The 20,933-nt window shown below is 41.1% G+C and carries 21 protein-coding genes and 1 tRNA gene; 10 read left to right on the top strand and 12 right to left on the bottom strand.

Annotated elements, in window-relative coordinates:
* Positions 1-6: 6 nt before the first annotated feature.
* Together V7K56_RS35100 and V7K56_RS35105 are read left to right on the top strand one after the other, a co-directional pair.
* The gene (locus V7K56_RS35100) at positions 7-495 is read left to right on the top strand and encodes a hypothetical protein (protein WP_334918472.1); all 489 of its coding nucleotides are present in this window, start codon (positions 7-9) and stop codon (positions 493-495) included.
* 422 nt (positions 496-917) lie between these two features.
* Entirely contained in the window at positions 918-1,904 is a 987-nt protein-coding gene (locus tag V7K56_RS35105; RefSeq protein ID WP_334918474.1) for a zinc-dependent alcohol dehydrogenase family protein, read from the top strand.
* Positions 1,905-2,154: 250 nt separating this feature from the next.
* On the opposite strand, the gene V7K56_RS35110 is transcribed toward V7K56_RS35105, so the two are convergent.
* Complete coding sequence (locus V7K56_RS35110) at positions 2,155-3,009, bottom strand: toll/interleukin-1 receptor domain-containing protein (protein ID WP_334918476.1); 855 nt, start codon at positions 3,007-3,009, stop codon at positions 2,155-2,157.
* A gap of 313 nt (positions 3,010-3,322) precedes the next feature.
* Here V7K56_RS35110 and ygfZ point away from each other — a divergent pair, with 313 nt between their 5' ends.
* The gene (gene ygfZ / locus V7K56_RS35115) at positions 3,323-4,318 is read left to right on the top strand and encodes a CAF17-like 4Fe-4S cluster assembly/insertion protein YgfZ (protein WP_334918478.1); all 996 of its coding nucleotides are present in this window, start codon (positions 3,323-3,325) and stop codon (positions 4,316-4,318) included.
* A gap of 5 nt (positions 4,319-4,323) precedes the next feature.
* Here ygfZ and V7K56_RS35120 read toward each other — a convergent pair whose 3' ends face one another.
* The 4 genes from V7K56_RS35120 to V7K56_RS35135 form a co-directional block, all read right to left on the bottom strand.
* Positions 4,324-5,253, bottom strand: coding sequence for a DUF5331 domain-containing protein (locus V7K56_RS35120; RefSeq protein ID WP_334918480.1), 930 nt, complete (start codon positions 5,251-5,253; stop codon positions 4,324-4,326).
* A gap of 55 nt (positions 5,254-5,308) precedes the next feature.
* Entirely contained in the window at positions 5,309-5,641 is a 333-nt protein-coding gene (locus V7K56_RS35125; RefSeq protein WP_334918482.1) for a (2Fe-2S) ferredoxin domain-containing protein, read from the bottom strand.
* Between the two features lie 125 nt (positions 5,642-5,766).
* Positions 5,767-6,741, bottom strand: a complete 975-nt coding sequence (locus tag V7K56_RS35130; protein ID WP_334918484.1) for a cysteine synthase A — start codon at positions 6,739-6,741, stop codon at positions 5,767-5,769.
* Positions 6,742-6,889: 148 nt separating this feature from the next.
* The gene (locus V7K56_RS35135; protein WP_334918486.1) at positions 6,890-7,828 is read right to left on the bottom strand and encodes a hypothetical protein; all 939 of its coding nucleotides are present in this window, start codon (positions 7,826-7,828) and stop codon (positions 6,890-6,892) included.
* Positions 7,829-8,096: 268 nt separating this feature from the next.
* On the opposite strand from V7K56_RS35135, the gene mnmA reads away from it, so the two are divergent.
* The 3 genes from mnmA to V7K56_RS35150 all read left to right on the top strand — a co-directional run bounded on the left by mnmA (position 8,097) and on the right by V7K56_RS35150 (position 9,974).
* Positions 8,097-9,152, top strand: a complete 1,056-nt coding sequence (gene mnmA / locus V7K56_RS35140) for a tRNA 2-thiouridine(34) synthase MnmA (protein WP_334918488.1) — start codon at positions 8,097-8,099, stop codon at positions 9,150-9,152.
* Between the two features lie 86 nt (positions 9,153-9,238).
* A complete protein-coding gene (locus tag V7K56_RS35145; RefSeq protein ID WP_334918490.1) occupies positions 9,239-9,583 on the top strand; it encodes a hypothetical protein in 345 nt (114 codons plus the stop codon).
* The gene (locus V7K56_RS35150) at positions 9,573-9,974 is read left to right on the top strand and encodes a hypothetical protein (RefSeq protein ID WP_334918492.1); all 402 of its coding nucleotides are present in this window, start codon (positions 9,573-9,575) and stop codon (positions 9,972-9,974) included. The genes V7K56_RS35145 and V7K56_RS35150 overlap by 11 nt, the downstream gene beginning before the upstream one ends.
* An 82-nt stretch (positions 9,975-10,056) precedes the next feature.
* On the opposite strand, the gene V7K56_RS35155 is transcribed toward V7K56_RS35150, so the two are convergent.
* The 3 genes from V7K56_RS35155 to V7K56_RS35165 all read right to left on the bottom strand — a co-directional run bounded on the left by V7K56_RS35155 (position 10,057) and on the right by V7K56_RS35165 (position 12,528).
* The gene (locus V7K56_RS35155) at positions 10,057-10,260 is read right to left on the bottom strand and encodes a type II toxin-antitoxin system ParD family antitoxin (protein ID WP_334918494.1); all 204 of its coding nucleotides are present in this window, start codon (positions 10,258-10,260) and stop codon (positions 10,057-10,059) included.
* A gap of 5 nt (positions 10,261-10,265) precedes the next feature.
* On the bottom strand, positions 10,266-11,711 hold the full coding sequence (locus tag V7K56_RS35160) for an SMI1/KNR4 family protein (protein WP_334918496.1): 1,446 nt from the start codon (positions 11,709-11,711) through the stop codon (positions 10,266-10,268).
* A 163-nt stretch (positions 11,712-11,874) separates the two neighbouring features.
* Complete coding sequence (locus tag V7K56_RS35165) at positions 11,875-12,528, bottom strand: Uma2 family endonuclease (RefSeq protein WP_334918498.1); 654 nt, start codon at positions 12,526-12,528, stop codon at positions 11,875-11,877.
* A gap of 195 nt (positions 12,529-12,723) precedes the next feature.
* Between V7K56_RS35165 and sat the strand changes: the two genes are divergently transcribed.
* A complete protein-coding gene (sat, locus tag V7K56_RS35170) occupies positions 12,724-13,902 on the top strand; it encodes a sulfate adenylyltransferase (RefSeq protein WP_334918500.1) in 1,179 nt (392 codons plus the stop codon).
* A gap of 269 nt (positions 13,903-14,171) precedes the next feature.
* On the top strand, positions 14,172-16,283 hold the full coding sequence (locus V7K56_RS35175; RefSeq protein ID WP_334918502.1) for a caspase family protein: 2,112 nt from the start codon (positions 14,172-14,174) through the stop codon (positions 16,281-16,283).
* Positions 16,284-16,382: 99 nt separating this feature from the next.
* On the opposite strand, the gene hisC is transcribed toward V7K56_RS35175, so the two are convergent.
* The 3 genes from hisC to V7K56_RS35190 form a co-directional block, all read right to left on the bottom strand.
* The gene (hisC, locus tag V7K56_RS35180) at positions 16,383-17,456 is read right to left on the bottom strand and encodes a histidinol-phosphate transaminase (RefSeq protein ID WP_334918504.1); all 1,074 of its coding nucleotides are present in this window, start codon (positions 17,454-17,456) and stop codon (positions 16,383-16,385) included.
* Between the two features lie 251 nt (positions 17,457-17,707).
* Positions 17,708-17,779, bottom strand: a tRNA-Val gene (locus V7K56_RS35185).
* A 344-nt stretch (positions 17,780-18,123) separates the two neighbouring features.
* Positions 18,124-18,612: a DUF1499 domain-containing protein gene (locus V7K56_RS35190; RefSeq protein WP_334918578.1), complete on the bottom strand. Its 489-nt coding sequence runs from the start codon at positions 18,610-18,612 to the stop codon at positions 18,124-18,126.
* A gap of 321 nt (positions 18,613-18,933) precedes the next feature.
* On the opposite strand from V7K56_RS35190, the gene V7K56_RS35195 reads away from it, so the two are divergent.
* Complete coding sequence (locus V7K56_RS35195) at positions 18,934-19,197, top strand: hypothetical protein (protein WP_334918506.1); 264 nt, start codon at positions 18,934-18,936, stop codon at positions 19,195-19,197.
* On the opposite strand, the gene V7K56_RS35200 is transcribed toward V7K56_RS35195, so the two are convergent.
* Positions 19,194-19,460 carry a hypothetical protein gene (locus V7K56_RS35200; protein ID WP_334918508.1) on the bottom strand — a complete coding sequence of 89 codons (267 nt, stop codon included), beginning with the start codon at positions 19,458-19,460 and terminating at the stop codon, positions 19,194-19,196. The genes V7K56_RS35195 and V7K56_RS35200 overlap by 4 nt on opposite strands.
* Positions 19,461-19,797: 337 nt before the next feature.
* Here V7K56_RS35200 and fbp point away from each other — a divergent pair, with 337 nt between their 5' ends.
* On the top strand, positions 19,798-20,847 hold the full coding sequence (fbp, locus tag V7K56_RS35205) for a class 1 fructose-bisphosphatase (protein ID WP_334918510.1): 1,050 nt from the start codon (positions 19,798-19,800) through the stop codon (positions 20,845-20,847).
* Positions 20,848-20,933 lie beyond the last annotated feature (86 nt).

Consider the following 20,933-nt stretch of genomic DNA (forward strand, 5'->3'; position numbering starts at 1 on the left):
TTACCAATGCCACCTAAAATAACAAATCCAGTTGCATGGCAACAAGCTGAAATTCTCATGCAACCCGCTTTCATTCGCGTTATCGACAATATCCGCAAGCGGCTTGATGAATCTTCTTGGACTGGAACTTACCATGATGTTCTGATTTGGCCGCCTAGCACCACTGATGAAATCAAAGCATTGGTGACTGAACTGTTGCAAGCTATGGAAACTGCAACACCCCAAGAAGCAGATGAAATCAGAGGAACTCTGGCTCGTCTGCCGATGCCCCATCCAGGATATCATCTACGTTTGCAGCGTCAACAGCAAGAAGCGAGTATCGATTTGTGGGAACTGTGTTACGAAGTATGTTTTATTGAATACACCCCAGAGAAGGAAACTGCTGATATTGATACTAGTTTAATCGATGAATTCGGTGAAGTGGATTGGCTGCGTTTGGATGCTAAGTCAAAGGAGTTAGTTGAGCAAGCGTTTGCTAAATTGCCGGAGAGTTAACAATTAACAATTCAAAATTCAAAATTAAAGACATTTTGATTCTGGGATTTAAACCGCGACTCAAAATATGCTACGACAAGACGTAGCGCAAAGTCTGAGCCGAGGTTTCCTCGAATCAGAACTTTGTAACAGAGGGGTCTTAAACCCTTGAATGTACGATAAAATACCCTCAGCAGTTGCTTGAAAAGTGTTTCGCTGTGACTTTAGGCACTTTTAGATCCTCCCTAACCCACCTTAAAAAGGGGTGAACCAAAATCAAAGTCCCCTTTTTTAAAAGGGATTTAGAGGGAGCTAAAACTTTTGATACTTCTTAGAGGACTTTTCAAACATCCTCTAGGAAGTATCAAATTTGGCTGAGTAATATTAGGATATAACAGGGATGGTATTTTCCAGTCTACCTAATGGTTTGAGGACTAAAATATATGCGTGCAATGATTCTGGATGCACCCGGAAAACCACTACGACTTGCCGATTTACCCTTACCTACTCCTAGTTCTAATCAAGTTCTGATTCAGGTGCACACTTGTGGTATTTGCCGCACAGATTTACATATAATTGACGGGGAACTAACAAACCCTAAGTTACCCTTGATTCCTGGTCATCAAATTGTCGGTAAAATAGTCAAAATAGGGGAAAAAGTCACAAAATTTCGAGTTGGGGAACGAGTCGGTGTTCCTTGGCTTGGACATACTTGCAACCATTGCCGTTATTGCCTAGCAGAAAGGGAAAATCTTTGTGATTGGGCCCAGTTTACTGGATACCAAATTGACGGCGGATATGCGGAATATACGGTTGCTAGCGATCGCTTCTGTTTTCCTATTCCCCCTAATTACCCCGACTTGCAAGCGGCTCCTTTGTTATGTGCTGGCTTAATTGGCTATCGGGCATTTAAAATGGTAGAGGATGCCAAAAATATTGGTTTTTACGGCTTTGGTGCTGCTGCTCATATTTTGGTTCAAGTGGCTCGCTATCAAAATCGCCAAGTATTCGCTTTTACTCGTCCTGGCGATACTGAAGGTCAAGAATTTGCCCGTAGTTTAGGTGCTGTTTGGGCTGGAAGTTCTAATGAATTACCGCCAAAACCTTTAGACGCAGCCATAATTTTTGCTTCGCTTGGTTCCCTTGTCCCTGCTGCGTTGAGGACTGTGTGTAAGGGAGGGATAGTAGTTTGTGCTGGAATTCACATGAGCGATATTCCGACATTTCCCTATGAAATTCTTTGGGGAGAACGCATCTTGAGGTCAGTAGCTAATCTTACTAGGCAAGACGGAGAGGAATTTTTAGCCTTAGCACCTCAGATTCCCATTCACACAGAAGTTGAAGCATTTCCCCTCACAGCAGCGAATGAAGCTTTAGAATCTCTACGTAGCGGTAAGATTTGTGGTGCTGCTGTGTTGGTAGTAGATTGAGAAGAATCAGCAGAATTTACATGAGTGCTGAATCGGAAGTCAGCAGACAAGTAATTGTTTACGGTGTGCAAAATGGGCTATTGATGCTTAGGAAAATAGGTGCAGCCCGCTGTAGGCATCGCCTAGCCCTTTTCACCCCTACGCGCCCTTACAAAACCTCAAACTCTTCTACACTTATCCCAGCTTGTCGTAAAATACTGCCCAGCGTACCGATAGTAATTTCTCGATGACGAGGCGCGATCACAGTTGGCTAATATTTTATTGATTTATTATACTTAGGCTTACTTATCTTTATAATTCTGTCTGCCTTATCCTGTGCTTCTTGAATAGTACTCATTCGCTCAATTCTGACCTTGCATCCTGGAATACGATTTTTCCCTGGTTGTAAATGTTTCTGAATAGTTATGTAAATTTCTCCTTTCTTCGCTACTCCTGTATAATTATTTTTGCCTCCTTTAGTTAAAATTTTATAAACTATCGGTTTATCGTTAGATAATTGACTAATTCCTTCAAGAGTAAAATTTACACTTTTGGTTTTTGATTTTGGTTTTTTAGCATCATTTGATGAGTTTTTACGTGTGATAATAGTCTTTTGGTCAGGCTTTGATTTATTAATATTCGGTGTTTCGATACTATTATCTGCAATAACCCTAGCTTTAGGTACATTCTTAGTAGAAGTTAAAAAATTTGGGTTTGCATTTATAAGCTTCTGAATAATAATCTGTCCAAATTCTTTAGGTGTAATTTTTTGTAATTTGATATAACTAATTGTTGGAAGAAGCCCTGGAATTTCTGTATCATCAAACTTGGCAGGTAAAAGATAATCTTCTTCTCTTTTGAATGCGCGAGCCTGAGCGCTTTCTCTTTCGTGATTAGTCCAAGTTTTCTTTAAATAATGTTTAGAAATAAACATGACACAAAAGTGTGCTTCATTACGATAAATTTCATCTAAATGAACATACAAGTTCTTGCCCCAAAGATTAACCTGTTCAAATTCGTCATAGAAAACTTTGATACCAGCAGCTTGAAGAGTAACTGCAACTGCTCGAACATATTCTCGATTTTCACTTGCAAAAGACAGTACAACATCGTATTTTTTGACCATAATTAGTAATTTGCAGTACTACAGAGTAAAGAAACGCATTTTTTGATGTTGTACAAAAATGACACTGGTATACTAAGATTATGCAGTGGAATTTACAGTATGACTTCACCTCAATTTAGTATTAGAATTCCGCCAGAGCTTGAACAGAAGCAATGGGTTATGCCAAGCAGAATGGCATGACAAAGACAAAAGTTATAATTAATTCCTCAGTTCACTACTTTGGTCGTTCTGAGGAGGTGCATTGAAGCCGCAAACGCTTATTTGCTAAGATTTCCAATGCGACAACATTCAAACAGGGCAACTTCTGATCGCTATGCCAACATCTACACTTGACGATAAAGACGCAGCAGCTATCCAAGCCGCCAGAGTTGGGGTTGCAATCTGCGATCGCACCGCCTGGGGACGGATCAAAGTAGCTGGCGACGATCGCCTCAATTTCTTACACAACCAAAGTACTAACAATTTCCAAATACTCAAGCCAGGACAAGGTTGTGATACGGTTTTCGTCACTTCTACAGCCAGAACAATTGATTTAGTAACCGCCTACGTTAGAGAAGATGCAGTAATCTTGCTGGTTTCACCTAACCGTCGCCAGTTCTTGATGGAATGGCTGGATAAATATATTTTCTATGCAGATAAGGTGGAATTATCTGATATTACCCAATATACCAACACCTTCAGCCTGATTGGCCCAGGAAGCGACGCTGTTTTAGAAAAATTAGGTATTAGCGAACTCATCGGCCAACCTTATGGTAGTCACCAAGTATACACAATCGCTCCGGCTGAGGGAGTGCGAATTGCTGTAGGTAGCGGGTTAGCTGCACCCGGATACACCTTCACTTTCCCCTATACTGACAAAGAAACAGTGTGGAACAAACTGTTAGAAGCTGGAGCGGTAGAGATGAGTGATCGCGCTTGGGATGCCTTGCGAATCATACAAGGCCGCCCCGCCCCAGATGCAGAACTCACAGATGATTACAATCCTCTGGAAGTTGGTTTATGGCAAACAATTTCTTTTACTAAAGGTTGCTATATTGGGCAAGAAACTATTGCTCGGTTAAATACATATAAAGGTGTAAAACAACACCTGCTTGGTGTTCGCCTCAGTGCCCCTGTGGAAGTTGGAAGTGCGATCGCAGTTGGAGATGAAAAGGTCGGCAAACTTACTAGTTACATCCAAACCGCTGATGGTTACTTTGGACTAGGTTACATTCGCACCAAAGCTGGTGGTGTAGGCTTAAAAGTCAAAGTGGGAGAAACTGATGGTGAAATAGTTGAAATCCCGTTTGTTTCTCACGAGTACCCATAAGTAACTCAAATCAAAATATCTTTCTCTTTATCCCTAACACCGTAACAAAATTCATCTACCCAAGAAGCTAGACTACGGGCATTTGTAGTTGGTAAATTCACTTTGCTTTTAACCTCTTGTGGTTGAATATTCGGTTGTTTGTCGTTACTTTTAACCTCAGTAGTAATTGCTAGCGATCGCACTGGTTTGCCATTACTGTCAATCTCAGTGGTAATTGCCAGGAATGCGCCCACAGGGATTAGGTTAGATGGCGCGTTGCTTTTAACTTCAGTAGCTAACGCCGCATATGGCATAGTTTTGGCTTTGGTTTTAACCTCAGCAATCATTGTCAGTGATGTCTGACGAGAAGTTGCAAAGCCGCTACGTAGTGGTTGATATTCGCTGACAAAACTGGGGACTGGCGTTTTTGGCGGAGTATCTGGAGCAATTTTAGTTGCATTTGCTACTACCAACTCAGGTTTGCGTGTCCGAACTACCCCCGTAGTAGCCGTAAATAATGGCACAACTTGATCGGCGTATGGCAAGTTGGAGTCTGGAGTTTTGGCAAGAGAATGAGGCGCAATCTTGGTAGCAGTTACAACCGATGACAGATGTTTATCCTCAGAATACTCTTCATCTAGCGGCTCGTTTTCAGGTTGGGTGGTAGCTATAGAATGGTCTGATTTTATTAAACGTAACTCTTGATCAGGATTGAAATTAAGACCTAAAGCAGCGACTATTTTATCTGGATCGTTATTCAGTTCCACCATAAAAGAAAGTATTTCATCAAATTGGGGTTCCAAAGCAGACAGTGTTGCCAAAATAAAACCGGACAAAGGACGGCGCAAACCATCATAAGTAGCCCAAATTCGCATTTTGACCAACCAAGAAATATTTTGCTTGTAGTAAATAAGCCACTTTTGTTTCAAGGATTGACGCAATTGCTGAATATTCATTGGATGCCTCACTTCAGTCAAAAAGATTGCAGACCTTAATATTGAAAATTTAGCTTTATTTCTGGGGATGAAACCGATAATAGAGCATCTGTTTGACTCTTTGACCACCTAGCAAATGATTTTCTATCAGTAAAGATACTTCATCAGGTTGAACGCCGCTATACCAGACCATATCGGGTAATATCAGCACCATCGGCCCATTGCCACATTGTCCTAAACAGCTGCTACCCGTTACAGTTACACCGGGGATTGGCAAAGCTGTAAAAGCGGCTAAAACCTTGGCTGCACCTTGCTTTTTACAAGTACGATTTTGACAAACCCGCACACATTTGGCAGAAGAGTCTTGATCTATTATCGGGAAGTTGAATGGTTTACTGATGTTTGACATTTTTTAGCGAACCACAGAGGTGCGGAGGACACAGAGGAGACAGGGGGGCAGGGAGAAATCAATTCAAAATTCAAAATTCAAAATTAAATATTCAATCCTCATCCCCAATGCCCCATGCCCCATAACTAATCTATTGAAAGTCCTTTTGAGGCTAGCCATTCCGGGTTAAATATCCGCGACTGATACCGGGAACCACTATCACACAAGATGGTGACAATGGTATGTCCTGATCCCAACTGCTTCGCTATGGCAACAGCTGCCCCAACATTAATACCCGTTGAGCCGCCCATTAACAACCCATCTTTCCTCAGCAGTTGGTAAACTACTCGCAAAGCTTCTTGGTCATCGATTTGGATGGCATCATCAGCAGGTGCGCCTTCCATATTGGCTGTGACACGACCGTTACCGATACCTTCAGTGATGGAATTTCCTTCTATTTTGATTTCGCCAGTTTTGACATAGCTATAAAGTCCACTACCTAGCGGATCGGCTACAACACATTTAATTGCTGGATTTTGTTCTTTTAAGTACAATGCTACACCAGCATAAGTACCAGCAGTACCAGTTGCAGTTGTCCATGCATCTATTTTACCATCTGTCTGCGTCCAAATTTCCGGCCCTGTGGTTTCGTAGTGGGCGAGGCGGTTAGCTAAATTATCAAACTGATTTGCCCAAATGGCATTTTCCAATTCAGCAGCGACTCTGCCAGATAGCTTGACGTAGTTGTTCGGGTCTTTATAGGGTACGGCGGGAACGGGACGAACTTCTGCTCCTAGTGCTGTCAGTGCGTCTATCTTTTCTTGTGACTGGGTATCGGGAATAATAATTAGACATTTGTAGCCTTTGGCGTTGCAAATATGTGCTAGTCCAATGCCAGTATTACCAGCGGTTCCTTCTACAACCGTGCCACCAGGTTTGAGTAGACCTTTCTTTTCCGCATCTTCGATAATGTAAAGTGCGGCGCGGTCTTTGACGGAACCCCCAGGATTGAGAAATTCTGCTTTCGCAAGGATTTCACACCCTGTTTCTTCGCTAAAACTGTTTAAGCGAATTAAAGGGGTATTGCCAACAGTACCAACGAAGCCATTCTTTATATCCATTTTGACTGTACTTGTGTGAGTCTCTATAAAAATTTTGGCTTATAGCTGTAGCATGATTTACAACTGATTTGCCTAAAATTCTATGATACTTACATTGGAGGGCTTGCCGTTGGTGTACTTCCTATCTCACTCCTAACTTCCGACTTATTCACTTTCCGTAGTAAACTCTAGCATTACCGTATCCGATATTTCGGATATACTTGTTCCATTCCTCAGCTTGGAATCGATTTTGGAAAGGCCCTACTGCTACGTGCGGACCTCGTGGTTGCCTCCTTTCGAGGACTCCGCCAGATCGTCCAAAATCTTGCGTAAATTGGCCTAAATTCTGCCTAAGTTGTGCTGCGATCGCAGGTAACTGTTCGGAAGTAGTAGGAATGGCGACATAATATCTAGAGACTCGTCTATTAGCATTTATATTATTGCGATAGCCTATAAAGCTGCCATTGCCTGCATTTATTTCCTGTCCGTTACCAAAGCTGATAATTCGGGCGTTATATATACCTCGTGACTGTAGCTCATTCACTCGTTGTTGAGCGTTGGATACCCTGTTAAAAACTCCTGACTGAATTACAGTCCGACCTTGGAACTGGCGAATGTAAGCACTGGGTTCAATCTGACGTATTGCTTGTAGTGTCTGGTAATCACTACCATCAACGTAAACTAAATAGCGCTCATTTTGGTTATATTGACTAAACTGTACGGGTTGAGAGGGCTGAAAATTCTGCTCAAATTGATTGTTCTGTAATGGTTGGGAAGGCTGAAAGTTCACTTCCGGTTGATTGTTCTGTATTGGTTGGGAAGGCTGAAAGTTCACTTCCGGTTGATTGAAGTCCTGTGATTGAGCTGGTTGTAACTGCGGTGATGGCTGTTGACCAAAAGGAATTGGCGGTGGCGGTAAAATCTCACCTTCTTGAGCCAGTAAGAGGTTGCTGTTGGAAATTTGTGCTTGTGCTGGGGTAGAGTCGGGAATCAGTACTAACCATCCTCCCACTAACAAAAAGAGAACTGTTAGACTGGGCTTCCAACCCTGAGAACTTTGGCGCAGCATCTGAAATGGGATAAATTTACTTGATATTCCTCTCGACATAATAGTTAGAAAGTAGTCACAGTATTTTTAGGTAATTTCCAATCAGGAACTTATGAATTCACCGTTGTAGCAACTATATAGCGTTAACGTAAAATTAGCTCATCTGCGTGCAAAAAATACATCTGTAATTAATCTTAGATAAAGATGATGAAGCAGTGAATAGCGATTGCTAATTCAGCAGCTCTAAAACTGAAGTGCTTTGCTAGCAAGGCTTTGAAGAGTATGTGCTACAATTGGACAACCACGCAGCTATCGTGTCGTGCTTTGTATGAAAAAAGTCGTCGTTGGTCTTTCTGGTGGCGTTGACAGTTCCACCGCCGCCGCTATCCTGCACCATCAGGGCTATGAAGTGATTGGTTTGACTCTTTGGCTAATGAAAGGCAAAGGTCAATGTTGCTCTGAAGGTATGATCGACGCGGCTGATATCTGTGAACAATTGGGCGTTCCCCATCAGATTGTAGATATTCGAGATGTCTTTCAGACGCATATTGTCGATTACCTGGTGACTGGTTACAGTGCTGGTATTACACCTTTGCCTTGCTCCCAGTGCAATAAAACGGTAAAGTTTGGGCCAATGGTGCAGTATGCTCGTGAAGAATTGGGATGCGATCGCATTGCCACTGGTCATTATGCCCGAATTAGCCATGACGAAGCAACTGGACGTTACCAGTTATTAAGAGCCGTTGACCGCAACAAAGACCAGTCATATTTTCTCTATGATTTGTCTCAAGATTTACTTGCTGCAACCATATTCCCTCTAGGTGAACTAGAAAAAACTGACACGCGCCGCATTGCAACTGAATACGGACTGAAAACTGCTGATAAACCAGAAAGTCAAGACTTATGCTTAGTGGAAAGTAACGGTTCCATGCGGGCATTTTTGGAGAAATATTTAACTCCCAAAACAGGCGATATTGTCGATACCACAGGCAAAGTTTTGGGACAGCATGATGGTGTCCATCATTACACCATTGGTCAGCGCAAAGGCTTGGGAATTGCTGCTGCCGAACCGTTGTATGTGATTGAATTAGATGCGGAAAATAATAAGGTAGTAGTAGGCGATCGCACAAAAGTAACTCAGCCAGAATGCACTGTAAATCGGGTAAATTGGGTTTCCATTGCCGAACCATCTACCCCAATTCATGCCAAAGCGCAAATTCGCTATCGTTCAACTGCGACACCTGTGACGGTGATTCCGTTGGAAAACTCCCGCGTGCGCTTGGTGTTTGATGAACCCCAAATCAGCATCACCCCCGGACAAGCGGCGGTGTGGTACGACGGCGAGAAAGTCTTAGGTGGCGGAATAATTGAACAGTTTAGTTAATAATAACTCTTACCCTGTTTTGGCATAAAGCAAAACCACCCTTCCTCACTTGTAAGGAGGGGTATTTTTATTTTTAAATTGGATATATGCCGGAAGAACCTATCTATGACCAGTTTTTGATACAGTTATTAGAAAGCTATACCTCAGCAGAGGTGGCAGAGATTCAAAAGTACATAAGTGAGTGGGATGCTGCCACCTATACGAGTGTTGCCCAGAGTATCTTAGACCATGCTAATAGAAAAGGAATTGACCCATTAAAGTATCTACGCAAGGCTCATAACTTTAATAAAAAAGGAGCTATTAGAGTTCCGAAAACTGGATATCGTGGAGATAGTTCAGCTGTATATCGTAAAAGCAATGAATATCTGATTGTCAGACCCGATCAATACGGTACTGAAAAGATAGTTACTTATGGAGTCAATGATGACTAAAGCAATTTTAAATCAGCAAGAATTAATTAAGAGAAATATTAGTCACTTATTAGCACAGTTGACTAATATTTATAAAAATACACGCAGCGAACGAGAAGAAATTTCTATTCAGTTTCCACCAGAAGATGAAGAGTTTTCACTTTTAGAAGAACTTGAACTTTTAACAGTAAATCTCAGAGGTTATGCTAGTCAAATTCAAAGTACAGGTCAAATTGTCGATAAAACCCAGACAATTGGGCAATTACAAGCTATGCGAGTTTTAAATGTACCTCAGATTGCGAGTTTTTATTTTGGCAGTAATGGCAATTATGAGCAGATAAAGAGTTATATTAGAACGTTAGATTACTTGCGGTTACTACTTTTGGAATATTTGCAGTTTCAAAGTGACTAAAATCATTACTGATTAACCTTGGTTTGACCCTTTATGCTTGGCGATTCTTTCCCGCACAGCTTGGCGTATATCTTCCCAATTGTCAGGAGTCATGTCTGTCAGTTGCATTCCCAGAATTTAGACCTTCTAAAAGCATCGCTTCCAAATGTTCAGTAGCTTGACCCTTTTGGTCTTGGCGCACTAACTCACGGAAATATTCACTGACACTGCTGTAGCTACCAGTCGCTACTTTCTCTTCTATATAAATCCGCATCGCGTCAGGGAGAGATATACTTATACTTTTCATACTTTCTAAATGCTATAACCATCTGGAAAATTGATATCAGGTTGTTGTATGCTATTAGGGTAAAAGTTTTCTGGCCATGTTATTTGAGGCTTTTCAGAAACTATAATAGTTTTATCAAAAGGAATAATACACCATATTTCTCGACAGTATGAAACAAACAAATTTAACTTTTGCTTGTCAAATTTCACTCCTAAAAGATGAGCAAATTCAAATAGTGCTGCTGAACTAATAAAGTCTTCATTACCCAAAATATACTTATACTTAAGATTAACTTCAATAAAATTATCTCCTAAAGTATCTTTTAAGTCATACTTAATTCCAGAGTATAATAATTTAATTACTTTTTGAAAAATAGGACTTACTTCATATCGAAAAAAATCTGTTAGCTCAAGTTTCAAATCATCTTCTATCAAATTGTTTAAAGAATCAGACAATTCAGATTTTAAAGAAGTTAAAACAGAAGTAATTACAGGTTGTGCCAAAAGACAATCAAAAGGAATTAGTAACAAGTCCCAATATAAAGATTTTAGCTTTTCAGCAAGATAAGTGTTTTGAATTTGTTCTAAAAAATCTGATTTTTTTAGTATTCCTAGATGTGCAGTGTAAAAACTAGGTACAAAAACTACATCTGGTATCTCTTCTCCTGCATATGCATATAATTCTTGAATAATTTTAGCGGCTTTTTCATGGTTTAGAGGGGTATTGATTACATCTACCCAACTTTGCTTTTTTTCAGAAAGTTGTCCTTCTTGTTCTAACGTTAAACAGTATATATTTTTCTTGGCGGCTCTATGTCTGTAATGAATCAAATTACACTTTTCTTGATTTAGATAAACAGAAATAGAACCATATTCATTTATTTCTAACCTGTTAAATCCTTGTTCACAACAATCTGCTATTTCTGCAATAAAATCTCTGACATTGTTGTAAGCTTTTCGCCTTTCAAATAAATCATCTTTTAAAGTAGATTTTGCTGAAGTGTTTACGCTTTCAATTAAATTATTATTAAGCTTTGGTACAAATTCTGTTTGATAATCAACAGATTCAAGATCATCATCATCATTCAAATAAATAACAGAAGAGATATCTCGACCAATAGGAACAGTAAAAAAATCTCCTCCGTTTTCATGCGCCAAAGAAAAAATTATTATAAAATAAGTAGGCTGACCAGCTATAATTATTTTTTTAAGATGTTGTATTGCAGCTTGTAAAGAATCAAAATCAATAAATGATTCCCTATATTTCCAACCATATAGATCAACTCCTTTTAACAAACCATTTCGCCATTGATAAATTTCATAAACTTCTTCTGGTAATTTAAAAGGTAAATCTTTTGTTATCTCATCAATTTCTTCAGGCTTAAATCCTGGTTGAAGTAATGAGATAATTTCAGGTGCTTTTGTTACTAAGCAATCCCAGATTCGCTTTAAATTTTCTTTAATTACTGTCATAAAACTGATTCAGAAAAGATAACAATACAGTTTAGTTAAGCTTTTGTTCTCCCCCTGCTTCCCATGCCTGCCTTGAAAGATAAATTTCCTTAACTGAACCGTATTGATACTATGGAGAATTGGCAAAATCGATACTTGGGGGGCTAAAACTACGTACTTTCTATCAAAAACTACTTCTATCTAATGCCCCTTCAAACTCTTTCAAAGCTTGTACGGTTCCTACTTGCCAAGCTCTTTCAACTGTAGTGCCAATAATTTGAATTAGAGGGATATTTGGAAAGTTAGGACTGTGATCGGATTCAATGTAATGTCCATCCGTGAGTAAATAAATCCTCAGTTTTTTACTATCGTAAATCCATAGTTCTGGAACAGCGATCGCTTCGTAAGCATCAAGAGTTGTTTTTGATGTCACATCTGTTTCAATTGCCAAATCAGGAGGCGGATCGTCTGGTTCCAGTTTGCGACGACCGATCATTCTTTGGTAATTTTGGATGTAAAAGCAAGCATCTGGTTCTACCCCCGCTATATTTTCCCGCTTGAAGGTGGTTGAACCAAAGGGTTCATAACTTTTTTCTGCAATCTTCAGCAAGATTTTTACAATATCTGAAATTAAGTCCTTTGATTTTTCGTGTTCGGGTAGAGGAACCATAATTTCTAACGTAGACTTGCTATAAGCAACTCGTAGCGATCGCTTTTCTCCCAGTTCTTCCAAAATAGATTCAAATTCCTCCCAACTTATATCCTGGATATTCACTGTACTACCAGGTGCTAGCCGCATTTGGCTAACAGGTTTAACAACGGGGGATACAGCAGTCATAAGCATTTTCCTTATACAGGAACTATTCTGAAACTTGAGACTGGATTAGCTTTAGCCTAACCTAATCAGATCGGTTGGAGGCTAGTTGCAAAAATTTTCTTCCATTTTCTAAACTATTTTTCTCTACGTACCAGCATTTGATAAGTTAGTACATAATCTGAAACAATAACAGTAAAAGCAGAGAGGGGATCTACGTTGAGTCACAATCCAGATGCCATACCCCCCCACGGTGGACAGTTGGTTAACCGTATCGCCACGCCAGAACAAAGAGCAGAGTTTCTCTCAAAAGCTGACTTTTTGCCGCGAGTGCAACTTGACGATCGCGCCATTTCCGATCTAGAAATGATTGCGATCGGTGCTTTTAGTCCGCTAACGGGTTTTATGAATCAAGAAGACTATGATCGCACTGTGACAGAAATGCGATTAGCTAACGGTCTTGTCTGGTCAATCCCGATTACACTATCGGTAAGCGAAGAAGTAGCTTCACCATTGCCAGAAGGCGGCTTAATTCGTCTGGATAACTCCAAAGGCGAATTTATCGGAGTTTTGCAACTTACGCAAAAATATCACTACGACAAAATCCGCGAAGCAATAAAAGTCTACCGTACTAATGATGTCAATCATCCCGGCGTACAAGTACTCTATAACCAAGGTACTGTAAATCTAGCGGGTGATATTTGGTTGTTACAACGCGAACCTCATCCCCAATTTCCTACTTACCAAATCGATCCAGCTGCCTCACGGCAACTATTTCAAGATAAGGGTTGGAAAACCATCGTCGGCTTTCAAACTCGCAACCCCATCCACCGTGCCCATGAATATATTCAAAAGTGCGCCTTAGAAATCGTTGATGGTCTATTTTTGCACCCATTAGTCGGGGCGACAAAAGAGGACGATATTGCTGCTGATGTGCGGATGCGCTGCTATGAAATTTTGCTGGAACATTACTACCCCTTAGACCGGGTAACTTTGGCAATTAATCCAGCTGCAATGCGTTATGCTGGACCTCGTGAGGCCATATTCCATGCTTTAGTCCGCAAAAACTACGGCTGTACTCACTTTATCGTCGGACGAGATCATGCTGGTGTTGGTGACTATTACGGCACTTACGATGCTCAGTATATCTTTGATGAGTTTGCACCAAGTGAATTAGGCATTGTGCCGATGAAATTTGAACACGCTTTTTACTGCACGCGCACTAAGCAGATGGCAACATCTAAAACCAGTCCCAGCAGGCCAGAAGAACGCATTCACCTATCAGGGACAAAAGTTAGGGAAATGCTGCGGCGCGGTGAGTTACCTCCACCAGAATTTTCTCGTCCAGAGGTAGCAGCAGAGTTGGCGCGGGCAATGCGGACAGAAGTAACGGTTTAGGGCATTGGGCATTGGGACAAGGGGAAAAAGTTGTTGCAAGTTCTCACTCAAGTCACCTTGTCCCCTTGTCTCCCCGGCTCCCCACTTCCAACGTTTTTGTAACTTTACAATATAGAGTTCAGCCCTGTAATACCAATTTGAAAAAGAATGCAACAGATACATACTCCCAAACCTTTGTTATGTCTGGCTTTCTTAATTTTGAATTTTGAATTTTGAATTTTGAATTGGTATAAGCTGCTAACTGAATAGCTGAGGGCTGATAGCTAATTATGAAACGTCGCACGTTTTTAGAAAGAATTGGCTCAATACTCGCGGTATTGGGGATAACTGAAGCTGAGTGGTTGTCTTTGGGAAATCACTATTATCAGGCTTTGGCACAACCCAGTCCGCGCAAGTTGGCATTGTTAATAGGTATTAACCAATACCCAAAAATTCCAGCCCTCAGTGGTTGTCTGACAGATGTGGAACTACAAAGAGAACTTTTGATTCATCGCTTTGGTTTCCAAAGGTCAGATATATTAACTGTAACTGAGGAAGAAGCTAGTAGGGAATTCATTAAGACGGCTTTTTTGGATCGCTTGGGTAAGCAAGCTAAACCCGATGATCTGGTCGTCTTTCACTTCAGCGGTTATGGTAGCCGTGTCAAATTGGAGACATCACCAGAAACAATGCAAAATGCTCTGGTGACAGCTAATGCTAGTATAAATTCACAAGAAGAGACAATAGTCAACTATATATTAGAAGAAACTCTACTGCTATTATTGCGATCGCTGCCTACACAACGAGTCACAGCAGTATTAGATACTAGCTACTATGCGCCAACCCCAGTATTAGGATTAAAAAGTCGCGCCCTTCCAGAATCAGTAGGGGCAAAGCTAGCAGCAGAAGAACTTGACTTTCTCCAACAACTTAAAACTCAGAAGTTACCTAGCACGCCGATTGTCTTAGCAGCTACCTCAAATCCCAAGCAGTCGGCGAGGGAAGAACTTTTTTCTGGTTTTAGTGCTGGGTTATTTACCTACGCCTTGACGCAGTATTTGTGGGAATTCACCCCAACTACCAAAATTCAAGTCGCCCTCTCCTATATGGAAAATTCTCTATCCAAATCAGGTAGTAAACAGCAACCAGCATTATTAAGTAGTGAAAAAAATCAACATCTAACGTCTCTACCACCAGACGGTATTATTGGTGCAGAAGGCGCAGTGACAGCAATTGAAGAAGATGGCAAAACAGTCCATCTTTGGTTAGCAGGATTACCGCCACAAGTGCTGCTATACTACGGAGTTAATTCTCGATTCACCTTAGCAACGACAACAGAAGAATTAGTATTGCGATCGCGGACTGGGTTAACAGCAAAAGCGCAAATTTCCCAAATTGAAGGTGGAAATTCCCTACAAGTCGGGCAACTTGTCCAAGAAGCAGTCCGGGTTTTATCCCGAAAGATCCATTTAATAATTGCTTTAGATACTGGATTGGAAAGAATTGAGCGCGTAGACGCTACAAGTGCCTTCGCTGCATTTCCCTATATCTCTACCGTAGTTGTAGGAGAAAAACCAGCTGATTATTTATTTGCCAAACTACAGCAAACACCTAGTCGCTATGGTCTATTTTCTCTTAGTGGCGAACTAATTTCCTATGCCACGGGGGAAGCAGGAGAAGCAGTAAAATCAACAGTGCAAAAGTTAGCGCCAAAATTATCAACCTTGTTAGCAGCTAAGTTATGGCGACTAACAGAAAATCAAGGTTCTTCCCGCTTGGCTATCAAGACAACCTTAGAAATAATTGACAACAGATTGCCTCGCGTTATTATGCAGCGCCAAACAGTACGAAATTTCAAAACAGAAACTTCGATTCAAAAATCACTTCCTACTCCGATTGTCCCTATCGGTAGTCGAATGCAATATCGGCTAGAAAACCAGAGCGATCGCCCAGTATATTTAATCTTGCTGGGATTAAACAATAATCATACAGCGATCGCCTTCTATTCTTGGGAAACCCCCGAAGAACCAAACACAGCCGACACCAAACCCGTCCTGAAACAAGTTGTCATTGCTCCAGGTGAAACTCTCACCCTACCCCAAACGAATACTGCTTCCGAATGGATGATTTCAGGTCCAGCTTCTGAGTGCGAACACCAACTAATTTTTAGTACTGCCCCCTTTAACGGAACTCTCACCGCTTTGAACGCTGCCAAGTATTCCACAGACGAAGAAGGGCCAATTGGCCCATTGTTGAATTCCTTAGACGTTGTACAAGCCTTGCTACAAGACCTACATAACGCTAGTGCCCTCAAAACAGATATGAACGGCACAGCACCCGATTCACATAGCTTGGATGTGAATAATTGGGCAAGTCTTGGCTTTAGTTTTCAAGTACTGTAAGTTAAGTGGGTATAAATAATTAAAGGTTTGTAGTTATACCAATCTGAAAAAAGAATGCGACAGATACATACGGACATACCTTTGTTCTGTCTGGCTTTCTTAATTTTGAATTTTGAATTTTGAATTTTGAATTGGTATTAGTGCCTCTACTAAAACCTGATTTTGCTCATCTGTGCCAATAGTGATGCGTAATTTATCATCTAGTCCGGGCTGCTTGAAATAGCGGATTAAAATTCCCCGTTCCTTCAGTTTTTGATAGAGATATTCTGCGTTTCCTTCTTTTGGTTGTGCCAGCAAAAAGTTAGCTTGAGAATCCCAGATATGAAAACCTAATTGTTTCAAGTCTGTAGCTAACTTAGTCCGTGATGCTTTAATCTTGGCGACACAAGCATTTTTATAAGCTTGGTCAGTGATGGCAGCCGTGCCAATTGCACAAGCGATCGCATCAATGTTATAGCTATCTTTAACCTTAAACAATCCCTGCAACAGTTTGGGATTCGCTACTCCAAAGCCCAATCGCAATCCTGCCAACGAGTACCCCTTAGATAGTGTCCGAATCACGATGACGTTTTCGTATTCCTTAACCAAAGCCAGTGCATTTTCTTCGGTAAAATCGACATAAGCTTCATCGATCGCTAAAACTCCAGATAACTGGCTGGCTAATTTTCGTAAATCATTTGTTGCCACTATATGCCCCGATGGACTATTGGGTGAGGCAATAAATGTTACAGCCCCATTGGCAGCAACTAATTCTTCTAAAGGTAAACTATAGTCTTTGCTGTAGGGAATCTCAATAATTTCCGCCGCTTGCATTTCAGTTAATGTGCGATATAGCACATAAGTTGGCATCGGATAAACTACCTTCTTCCCAGGTTCAGCACAGGCTCGAATTACTACACTCAACAATTCGTCACTGCCATTTCCGACAATTATCCAATCACTAGGAACTTCTAAAACTTTACTTGCAGCTTGCCGAAACTCCCCCCCAAAAGGTTCTGGATACCGCCGCAACCATTCACCATCAATATTCTGTAGCACAGCCAATGCCGCCGGAGAAGGAGGATAGGGGTTTTCATTACTATTAAGTTTAATAATTTGTGTACCACGTTGAGGCTGCTCACCAGGAATATAGCTAGCCATTGCATCAACATTGGAGCGAAAGTAGTTGGTCATAGGGCATTGGGAATTGAATAGGATTTCTCCGACAGGCTACGCTTACGCACCTCATGGCGTATCTTAAGCAAATTTCAACCCGCAATTTCTGACGATATCGTTTTTTGTTGTTTACATCAGAAAATAGGGCTTTATAAATTACGAATGTGGCATTGCAGCGTCCATTCTTTTTCCCCTATAAGCGCATCTTAATGTGGGAAGCGTATTTAAGAAACTGAAGCTAGTTAGCTGAAAACTTTACTGTATATAAGTGGGCGATACTGGATTTGAACCAGTGACCCCATCCGTGTGAAGGATGTGCGCTACCCCTGTGCTAATCGCCCAAGACCTTTTATATTACCATAACTTAATTAAATAGCAACGTAAAACGTAAGCTGAAATACCAAAGACTTAGTTGTTGCGCCTACACTTTTGACGTTATTTTTCATCATTGCCGTATGTCACGCAAGGACTGTCAATTATGAGTGCTGGCTCAAATGAATTGCAGAAAATGACAGTAGAACAATTAACCCCAGATTCGTCAGGGTGAATGCACTTGATCGCTTCTTCTACTAAGGTATGGAAAGCACAATCATTGCAGATAGTCTGACATTTCCCCACTAAGTATAAATTTTTAAATGGTATTGCCATCGCATCTCTATCAGTTAAATGAGAATAAGTAGCAGCATCAGATGTTTAAATCGCGTAGAGCCAGACGAATTTGCTCGCTTCGCCTGCGGTTGACACCAAGATCAAACTCTCCCATGCGAGATGCCGATCGCAGATGAATTACTGACTCATTAGCAGGTAAATAAAATTCTACATCATCAACAAATCTGAAGATGCGGCTTTTAGAAAGAGCGTGGATGTAATTATCTGTTTGTTCTACAATTTCTGTACGGGGAACAACGCTGAGAACTTTTAGTAAGATTTCTCTAGCTGCATTGCGGTCTACATGATAAAGAATCGGGTCGATGGCGTGTTTTTCATCTGCGTTTTGACTGACAACACAGTTATTTGAAGCTGGGCAAGCACTAAGATGACCATTATCAACTCTCAAGCTAGAAGCCGCCCAAGTAGCCCCAGGAAGTATTAAACTACTAATTAAAGTTAAAAGTATTGCAAAAGCGATACTCCGCAAGAATCGCTGCCAGAACGCTCTTAGCACACGGGACATCATAAATTTACTTTTTTTGTTCGGTTATTTCGAGTGAGTACTGAGAGTTACGATTCGCTCTACAGATTATCATCTATCCAGCCACACTCTGAGTTTGGGCAATCACAATGTAGCCGCGCCGACCAGTCCCTTGTGCTATTGTTGCTGCCAATAACGGAATCAAGCCAAAAAAGTGACCAATAATTCAGATTTCCATTGATTAGGAACCCAAAATCATTAGCAGGGGTTGCGACTGCATTCCCTGGATTCCAGCTTTGACTCAGAAGAATTGGTTGGTATCGGCTTTATTGTGACCAATGTTAGAAAGTTTGATGGTTGTAAATGAATATAGGAATAATCCAGCCTTACAGTAACGGGTTTTTAGAAGTTGTCCCAGAGAGCGATTATTGGCAGATTGCAGCTATACATATCAATGGCCAAGCCTACTGCCCTACTCCTCAGCTTTATCGTTCAGAAAAAGTGGCATTAGCAAAAGCAAGACAAATTTATGATTGGATAGCTGACCACGAACGCCAAATCAGTGATCAGGCTTACTACTGCTCTGAATTGAAACTCATTTTATGGCAGCAACCAAAAGCATCTTAGTACAGCATTTCATTAATTTGTAGCGAATTAAATTTGGCAATACCTTGCAATGCCAATGCGTCCCGATACAATGCCATTGCATCCCAATACAATGTTAATGCGTCCCGATACAATGCCATTGCATCCCAATACAATGTTAATGCATCCCAATACAATGCTAATGCGTCCCGATACAATGTTAATGCGTGCCCCTGCAATGCCATTGCGTCCCGATACAATGCCAATGCATCCCCCTGCATTAAAAACGCTACGCCTTTACGCAAAATTGTACTTAGTTAACCAGGAAGATTGCTTGCATTAGGCAAACCTAATAGTAGTTTTGTATTAATGTTTCAGAGTAAACCTATAGTCCCTACCGCAAATGTGGGGATTTTAGCTTGTTGATAGGATGTGTAGACATACCCGCCCGCTTAAGAAAGTCGTGTTAAGTGTAAAGTACCTAAGCTTTGGTTGCAGGGGTCACTGAAGATTCATTTCTTTAGTTTATCTAAAGTCGCATCTAAGTTATCAAATTACCTTTCTAAGATAGAAGCAGCAACTATAAGTTGCTATAGATGACTAAAATCCAATTAACAGCTAGTTGCTGCGGAGAGCATAAAAATGGCTAAAGCGCCAGAATCTTTAGACTTATCTACCTACGATGTTACAGACAGAGCTTTAGATCGTGACTGTACAACTTTATCTCGTCACGTCCTCCAACAATTTCAGAGTTTTTCGCCAGATGCACAGGATTTAAGTGCGCTGATGAATCGCATTGCGCTGGCCGGGAAACTGGTTGCTCGTCGCATGAGTCGCGCTGGCTTAATGGAAGGCGTTCTGGGATTTACTGGGGAAGTTAATGTCCAAGGCGAATCCGTCAAAAAGATGGATGTTTATGCCAATGATGTATTTATCTCAGTATTTAAGCAAAGTGGCTTAGTCTGTCGCCTCGCGTCTGAGGAAATGGAAAATCCCTACTATATTCCCGAAAATTGCCCGATTGGCCGCTATACCCTGCTGTATGACCCAATTGATGGCTCATCTAATACTGATAATAATCTCAGCTTAGGTTCCATTTTTGCCATTCGCCAACAAGAAGGAACTGATAGCGATGGTAAAGCAACTGACTTGCTCACCAACGGACGTAAGCAACTCGCTGCCGGATACATCCTGTATGGGCCCTCCACAATGCTGGTTTATACTATAGGTAAAGGCGTTCATTCCTTTGTTCTTGACCCTAGCTTAGGAGAGTTTATTCTCACAGAAGAGAATATCCGCATTCCTAACCACGGTTCTGTTTACAGCGTGAACGAAGGTAACTTCTGGCAGTGGGAAGAATCGATTCGAGAATACATTCGCTACGTTCATCGCACAGAAGGCTACACAGCTCGTTATAGCGGTGCAATGGTGAGCGATATCCATAGAATTTTGGTTCAAGGTGGGGTGTTTCTCTACCCAGGCACAATTCAAAACCCAGAAGGAAAATTACGCTTGCTTTATGAAACGGCTCCTCTAGCCTATTTGATTGAGCAAGCAGGCGGCCGTGCTACTACAGGATTAGTAAATATCTTGGATGTGGTGCCAAAAAAATTGCATCAGCGCACGCCTTTAATTATTGGTAGCAAAGAGGATGTGGCAAAGGTGGAGTCTTTTATTCAAAACGGACACTAGTACCGCAAAGCGGAATTCAAAATTCAAAATTCAAAATGAATACAACGTAAGCGTTTCGTTGATTTGGAATGGGTGGTTTATTTACG

The sequence above is a fragment of the Nostoc sp. genome (assembly GCF_036917535.1).
Lineage (GTDB): Bacteria > Cyanobacteriota > Cyanobacteriia > Cyanobacteriales > Nostocaceae > Nostoc.

Excerpts from the sequence above, each read along its gene's own strand:
- V7K56_RS35100 (WP_334918472.1), top strand. The coding sequence starts at position 7 with ATGCCACCTAAAATAACAAATCCAGTTGCATGGCAACAAGCTGAAATT.
- V7K56_RS35105 (WP_334918474.1), top strand. The coding sequence starts at position 918 with ATGCGTGCAATGATTCTGGATGCACCCGGAAAACCACTACGACTTGCC.
- V7K56_RS35110 (WP_334918476.1), bottom strand. The coding sequence starts at position 3,009 with ATGGTCAAAAAATACGATGTTGTACTGTCTTTTGCAAGTGAAAATCGA.
- ygfZ (WP_334918478.1), top strand. The coding sequence starts at position 3,323 with ATGCCAACATCTACACTTGACGATAAAGACGCAGCAGCTATCCAAGCC.
- V7K56_RS35120 (WP_334918480.1), bottom strand. The coding sequence starts at position 5,253 with ATGAATATTCAGCAATTGCGTCAATCCTTGAAACAAAAGTGGCTTATT.
- V7K56_RS35125 (WP_334918482.1), bottom strand. The coding sequence starts at position 5,641 with ATGTCAAACATCAGTAAACCATTCAACTTCCCGATAATAGATCAAGAC.
- V7K56_RS35130 (WP_334918484.1), bottom strand. The coding sequence starts at position 6,741 with ATGGATATAAAGAATGGCTTCGTTGGTACTGTTGGCAATACCCCTTTA.
- V7K56_RS35135 (WP_334918486.1), bottom strand. The coding sequence starts at position 7,828 with ATGTCGAGAGGAATATCAAGTAAATTTATCCCATTTCAGATGCTGCGC.
- mnmA (WP_334918488.1), top strand. The coding sequence starts at position 8,097 with ATGAAAAAAGTCGTCGTTGGTCTTTCTGGTGGCGTTGACAGTTCCACC.
- V7K56_RS35145 (WP_334918490.1), top strand. The coding sequence starts at position 9,239 with ATGCCGGAAGAACCTATCTATGACCAGTTTTTGATACAGTTATTAGAA.
- V7K56_RS35150 (WP_334918492.1), top strand. The coding sequence starts at position 9,573 with ATGATGACTAAAGCAATTTTAAATCAGCAAGAATTAATTAAGAGAAAT.
- V7K56_RS35155 (WP_334918494.1), bottom strand. The coding sequence starts at position 10,260 with ATGAAAAGTATAAGTATATCTCTCCCTGACGCGATGCGGATTTATATA.
- V7K56_RS35160 (WP_334918496.1), bottom strand. The coding sequence starts at position 11,711 with ATGACAGTAATTAAAGAAAATTTAAAGCGAATCTGGGATTGCTTAGTA.
- V7K56_RS35165 (WP_334918498.1), bottom strand. The coding sequence starts at position 12,528 with ATGACTGCTGTATCCCCCGTTGTTAAACCTGTTAGCCAAATGCGGCTA.
- V7K56_RS35175 (WP_334918502.1), top strand. The coding sequence starts at position 14,172 with ATGAAACGTCGCACGTTTTTAGAAAGAATTGGCTCAATACTCGCGGTA.
- hisC (WP_334918504.1), bottom strand. The coding sequence starts at position 17,456 with ATGACCAACTACTTTCGCTCCAATGTTGATGCAATGGCTAGCTATATT.
- V7K56_RS35190 (WP_334918578.1), bottom strand. The coding sequence starts at position 18,612 with ATGTCCCGTGTGCTAAGAGCGTTCTGGCAGCGATTCTTGCGGAGTATC.
- V7K56_RS35195 (WP_334918506.1), top strand. The coding sequence starts at position 18,934 with ATGAATATAGGAATAATCCAGCCTTACAGTAACGGGTTTTTAGAAGTT.
- fbp (WP_334918510.1), top strand. The coding sequence starts at position 19,798 with ATGGCTAAAGCGCCAGAATCTTTAGACTTATCTACCTACGATGTTACA.